This window comes from Thiohalorhabdus sp. (genome assembly GCF_036628635.1).
GTDB lineage: Bacteria > Pseudomonadota > Gammaproteobacteria > Thiohalorhabdales > Thiohalorhabdaceae > Thiohalorhabdus.
The window spans coordinates 1-5610 of the sequence record NZ_JAZKRM010000082.1 but is presented as its reverse complement, the minus strand read 5'-3'; the positions used below and the strand labels follow the sequence as shown (position 1 = coordinate 5610).

The 5610-nt window shown below is 67.8% G+C and carries 5 protein-coding genes and 4 tRNA genes; all 9 read left to right on the top strand.

The window, feature by feature from the left end:
* Positions 1–198: 198 nt before the first annotated feature.
* Positions 199–275, top strand: a tRNA-Arg gene (locus V5A19_RS13515).
* A gap of 58 nt (positions 276–333) precedes the next feature.
* A tRNA-His gene (locus tag V5A19_RS13510) sits at positions 334–409 on the top strand.
* Positions 410–432: 23 nt separating this feature from the next.
* Positions 433–508: transfer RNA gene (locus V5A19_RS13505), tRNA-Lys, on the top strand.
* 83 nt (positions 509–591) lie between these two features.
* A tRNA-Met gene (locus tag V5A19_RS13500) sits at positions 592–660 on the top strand.
* A gap of 166 nt (positions 661–826) precedes the next feature.
* Complete coding sequence (locus tag V5A19_RS13495; protein ID WP_332319793.1) at positions 827–1234, top strand: hypothetical protein; 408 nt, start codon at positions 827–829, stop codon at positions 1232–1234.
* Positions 1235–1369: 135 nt separating this feature from the next.
* Positions 1370–2899, top strand: coding sequence for an ADP-ribosylglycohydrolase family protein (locus tag V5A19_RS13490; RefSeq protein WP_332319794.1), 1530 nt, complete (start codon positions 1370–1372; stop codon positions 2897–2899).
* Between the two features lie 351 nt (positions 2900–3250).
* Entirely contained in the window at positions 3251–4258 is a 1008-nt protein-coding gene (locus V5A19_RS13485) for a helix-turn-helix transcriptional regulator (protein WP_332327926.1), read from the top strand.
* A 90-nt stretch (positions 4259–4348) separates the two neighbouring features.
* Entirely contained in the window at positions 4349–5470 is a 1122-nt protein-coding gene (locus V5A19_RS13480) for a metallophosphoesterase family protein (RefSeq protein ID WP_332319796.1), read from the top strand.
* A gap of 3 nt (positions 5471–5473) precedes the next feature.
* Positions 5474–5610: AAA family ATPase (locus V5A19_RS14435; RefSeq protein ID WP_443081506.1), on the top strand; the 137-nt coding region annotated here is incomplete at its 3' end.

The following is a 5610-nucleotide window of genomic DNA, read 5'->3' as shown; positions in this document are numbered from 1 at the left end:
TCCCTAAATGGCCCGGGGCGGCGCCGTAAGGCGGTGACCCCGACCATATACGGCCCCCTAAAGGGTTTGGGGACGGCCCGTAGCGGTGACCCCGACCAAATTGTTGGATCTCGCAGAGTTCGGGGCGGCCCACCAGCGGCGACCCCGACCAAAATCCCCGGATCGGGCCCGCAACCTGTTGCTTGTCGCGGATTCCTGGCGCCTGTAGCTCAACCGGATAGAGCAACGGCCTTCTAAGCCGTAGGTTGTGGGTTCAAGTCCCGCCAGGCGCACCAACCGGTTCGGCCGCGGGCGCCGCGAGCCCAACCGGCCGCCTGTCGGACCGTATCAATGGTGAGCGTAGCTCAGCTGGTAGAGCCCCGGATTGTGGCTCCGGTGGTCGGGAGTTCGAATCTCCTCGCTCACCCCAATTGCTGGAAATGTCGTACCGATGGGCCGTTAGCTCAGTTGGCAGAGCAGCTGACTCTTAATCAGCGGGTCGCTGGTTCGAATCCAGCACGGCCCACCATCTAAATCAAGGCTCTACGCTCTTCAGCGTAGAGCCTTTTTTGTTGGGGTGAACTGTGGGGTGAACCTTTGCCCGTTTCTCCATTCGCTCAGGTTCGGGCAAGGTTACTCATAATCCCTTAATCCCAGGTTCAAGTCCTGGGGGGGGCACCATAAAAAACAGGAGCTTGCGAGGTTTTTCGGAGCAGGGGACTCCTTCGGACCCGCTTTGAGGTTACCCTCGGCGGAATCCAATCCTTGGAAGAGGGGTTCTTCTCCCCGCAAGCCTGACTCCCCGCTCGCCCTTTCCTGCCCATCCCACAACCGGCAGGAGAGGACCATGACCAGCACCAACTACCTCACCGCCCCTACCATCGCCACCCGCGTACCTGGGCACCGGGCCTTTCCCGGCCTGGAATACGGCCCCACCGCGGGCGACCGGCGCTATGTCCGGCCCGAGGGCATGACCCTTTGGGGTCTGGCCCGGGGATTCCCCGGTGAAAACCTGCCCGACGACGCCACCGTCCTCGATGAGCTGATCCTGGAGCTGGAGCGGTGGGGCCACCCCCCGCAGATTTTCTGCCCGGCGGTGGCCGTGCTGCTGGAGGAGGGCGGGATCCGGGCGGCCTCGAAGGCGGCGGAGTACCGAACGGTTCTGCCGCCCTGGGCTTGGCAGCGCCAGGCCGTCCGCCTGGAGCAGTACGGCGCTGCAAGAATGGGCTCTGCCTACGCCCTCATGGGCGCCTGAACGATCACCCACCCATCAGCGGTCCTGGGGTGACCGGGCACAACGTCTTGCTACAGCACGCCTAGCTTGCTTTGCGATGCAAATTGTCGCCTCCCTGCGGTAGCCTCTTCCCTGGCTCCAACGAAGAGGTGACCCATGGGTTCGGACTCGTTACGCATCGACGCCGTGGAGCTCCCAGGCATGGGGGCCATCGGCCTGACCTTCTGCCCCGGCAAGACCGACCCCTACGGCCTGGCCGGTCCGCACGACCGGGATCTGGGGGCCGATCTCCGGGCGATGGCCCATTGGGAGGCCGACCACCTGGTAACCCTCATCGAGGCCCGGGAATTCGATCACCTGGGTGTCGGTGAGCTTGGCGAGGCGGCCGAGATGGCCGGGATGGACTGGAGCTGGCTGCCCATTCCGGATGGCGGGGTGCCCGATGACGACTTCGAGCGGCGCTGGCTGTACGACGGGCTGAGGCTGCGGCGCATCATTCGCCGGGGTGGGCGGGTCGTGGTCCATTGTCGTGGTGGTCTGGGACGGGCCGGCCTGGTGGCGGGGCGGCTGCTGGTGGAGCTTGGCTGGGACCCCGAGGCCGCGCTCAAGAGCGTGCGCCGGGCCCGGCCGGGGGCGGTCGAGACCGCTGGCCAGGAGCGTTACCTGCGCGCCCTGCGCCCCGGGGAACGGTCGGAAGAGCAGGACAACCGGGTCCTCGGGGCCCTGGTCGGGGGTGCCCTGGGGGACGGCTTTGGTTACGCCGTGGAATTCTGGTCCGAGGACCAGATCCGGGCGGAATTCGGTGGGGAGGGGATGGCCAACCCCCAGCTGACTCGCCAGGGCGAGCTGGTGGTCAGCGACGACACCCAGATGACCCTGTTTACCCTGGCCGGGCTGTTGGAGGCCGGTCCGCCCGGGGAGGTCGGCATCGACGACGCCGTCGCCAAGGTCCGGACCGCCTACCTGGCTTGGCTGGAGACCCAGGAGGGTACGCCAACGCTTCAGACCTACGGGGCCATCGACCAGCTCGCCACGGGCCCGCGCCTGCAGCAGCTCCGGGCGCCGGGCCTGACCTGCCTGGACGCCCTCCGCGATGGGGGAGGGGGAACCCCGGAATACCCCGCCAACGACAGCAAAGGCTGCGGCGGGGTGATGCGGGTGGCGCCCGTGGGTCTGGTGCCCGGCTGGTCGGCCGAACAGGCCTACGAGGTCGGGGCCAAGAGCGCCGCGCTCACCCACGGCCACCCGGCCGGCTACGCCGCCGCCGGGGCCATGGCGGCCATGGTTCGGCACCTCGCCGGCGGCCAGAGCCTCTCCGAGGCCACGGTGAACGCCTTCCCGCTGGTGGTCGGTGAGCTCGGGGCGCCCGAGGTCCACGAAAGCCTGCGCCAGGCCCTGGAACGGGCCCGGGTGCCCTCGGAAGACCCCTTTGACGATGTCCGGGCGCTTGGCGAAGGCTGGGTGGCCGAAGAGGCCCTGGCCATCGGGGTGTACGCCGCCCTGCGGGGGCGGGATTTCCCGGATGTCGTGCGCATCGCCGCCAGTCACGGCGGCGACAGCGACTCCACCGCCGCAATCGCCGGTCAACTCTACGGGGTCTGGCAGGGCGTCCACTCCATGCCCCATGCCTGGGTTCGGCGTCTGGACGTGCTGTCGCCGCTGCTGATGCTCGTCGAGCGGTTTTGAGGTGCCGCAAAAGGGGGGTCGACGTTCAATGAAGAAAGCAGATCATGAAAAGGGGGGCATTGCGAGCCCCGCCACTAAACCCCGACGGCGGCCTGCTAGTCGCTCCTTACCGGTCCTGGTTTAGTGGCGGGGCGCGGCAATCTGCCGAAGGGGCCCGTTTCACCGATCGCTTGGCTGCGCGCACGAGGGCGGGAAAGTCCGGCCAAGCCGGGAATGCCTCTGCGTACCGACTTCCCACGTGCCGCGTCCCGGTTGACTCCCACCGTGTTCATGGCGGTTCAGGGAATCCCCAGGGTTGCCTCCCCCGTCAGCCTGTGTCGTGATGGCGGTCCCGATTCCCAGGACATAGGCATGCGCAAGAGCACCGACGCCATCTATCGCCAGTGGGTCGTCCTTGGCAAGGTCCCCCAGCAACCCCAATCCCGGGCCACCTCCGAGCTGCACGACGCCCTGAAAGCCGAAGGCCTGGAGGTGGACCGCCGCACCCTCCAGCGCGACCTCGAACGGTTGTCCACCCTGTTCCCGCTGGTCAGCGAGTCCGAGGGGCCGGGATTGCGGTGGTCCTGGTTGAAGACCGGGGCCATGCAGGAGATCCCGGCCATGAGTCCATCCACCGCGCTGACCTTCCAGCTGGCCCGGGACCACCTCGAGGGCCTTTTCCCGCCCTCGCTCATGGAGGTGCTGGGCCCGTACTTCGACCGCTCTGAGGCGGTGCTCGGGGAATCCCACCTGGGGCACTGGCGGGCCAAGGTGCGATTGGTGGACAGTGGCCCGGCCCTCGGCACGCCGGAAGTATCGGCGGATGTACGGGACCGGGTCTACCAGGCCTTGTTGGAAGAGCGCCAGCTGGAGGCGGGCTACTACAGCCGCAGCCGGGACAGTTACGATCGGCGGCGGATCCACCCGCTGGGGCTAGTGGGGCGAGACGGCGTTTACTACCTCGTGGCCCGGGTGGATGACAAACCCGAGGCCCGCCAGTTGGCCCTCCACCGCATGGACTCTCCCACCGTCTTGGACGAGGCGGTCCAACCGCCGGCGGGCTTCGATCTGGATCATTACCTGGAGGACCAGGCCGCCTTCTCCTATCCCCGCAATTCGGATGAGCTGGCCTTGGTAATGCGGGTTACCCGGGAAGTCGCCTTCCATTTGCAGGAGCGGCCCTTAACTTCGGACCAGGCTATGGAATTTCGTTCAGACGGTTCGGCGGAGGTTTCCGCAAACGTGCCTGATACCGAGGCCCTGCGGTGGTGGCTTTTGGGATTTGGGCCGAATGTTCAGGTAATCCAGCCGGAAGCGCTCCGAGCGGAGGTGGGCCGCCTGACTAACGAAACCGCCGGGCTATATGGGGGAGGGGTATAACTTTTTAAGAGAGGGTTGTTTTGTCGCGACCTGATTTGTCGCGTTCTCTGCCAATGCTGCTTCTCTATCTCTTCCCCATAGAGGTGAAATTTGACGCTCCGCATCCTCCACACCGCCGACTGGCAGATTGGCAAGGGCTTCGGCCAGATCCCCGGCGACGACGGCGCCGCCCTGCGCAACCAGCGCCTGGAGACCGTGAGTGCCCTGGCGGAGCTGGCCCGGGGGGAGGCGGTGGACGCCGTGCTGGTGGCCGGCGACGTCTTCGATGCCCAGTCCGTCGGGGACCGCACCATCCGCCAGGTCTTCGAGCGCCTGCGCGCCTTTCCAGGCCCCTGGGTGCTGCTGCCCGGCAACCACGATGCCGCCGTCGCCGAAAGCGTCTGGGACCGGGCCGAGCGGCTGGGGGCGGTCCCTGAACACGTCCACCTCGCCACCACCCCGGAGCCCGTCCTCCTGGAAGACGCCGGCCTGGCGGTCCTGCCGGCGCCCTTGCAGCGACGCCACGAGCCCGCCGATGTGACGGCCTGGTTCGACGAGGCCGCGATCCCTGCCGGCTATACCCTCGTGGGTCTGGCCCACGGCAGCGTTACCGGCTTCCTGCCCGCCGAGGCGGACGCCGCCAACCCCATTGCCCTGGACCGCGCTGCCACGGCCGATCTTGCCTACCTCGCCCTGGGCGACTGGCACGGCACCCTCCAGGTGAATGAGCGCACCTGGTACGCCGGCACCCCGGAGACAGACCGCTTCACCAGCAAGGATCCGGGCCATACCCTGTTGGTGACCCTCCCGTACGAGGGCGGTGCCCCTGGGGTGGCGGCCCGGCCCACTACCCGCTACCACTGGCACCGCTTGAGCCAGTCCCTGCACGAAGCAGACGATGTGGCGGCCCTGGCCGATCGTCTGGCCGCCCTCGGCGAGCCCGCCACCGACCAGGTGGTGAATCTCACCCTACACGGCGCCCTGACCCTCGCCGACAAGGCCGCCCTGGACGAGACCCTTGAGGACTGGGGCGGGCGGCTGCGGCATCTGCGGGTGGCCGATACCGAGCTGACCACCCGCGCCACGGAAGCCGACCTCGCTGCCCTGGACGGCGCCGGCTTCGTCGCCACAGCCGCCGAGCGCCTGCGGCAGGGAGCCGAGGCCGGGGAGCCTGCGGATGCCACGGCCCTGGAGATGCTCCTGGCCGCCTACCGCCGTTACGGGGAGGGCTGAGCCGTGCAACTCCAGCGCATTCGCGTCACCAACTTCCGCAAGCTAACCGGGCCCGTGGAAATCGGGGAGCTGCCGACGGGCCTCGCCGTCATCGGCGGGGCCAACGAGGAGGGCAAATCCACCCTCCTGGAAGCCATCCG

Coding starts and splice junctions, on each gene's coding strand:
- V5A19_RS13495 (WP_332319793.1), top strand. CDS start 827: ATGACCAGCACCAACTACCTCACCGCCCCTACCATCGCCACCCGCGTA.
- V5A19_RS13490 (WP_332319794.1), top strand. CDS start 1,370: ATGGGTTCGGACTCGTTACGCATCGACGCCGTGGAGCTCCCAGGCATG.
- V5A19_RS13485 (WP_332327926.1), top strand. CDS start 3,251: ATGCGCAAGAGCACCGACGCCATCTATCGCCAGTGGGTCGTCCTTGGC.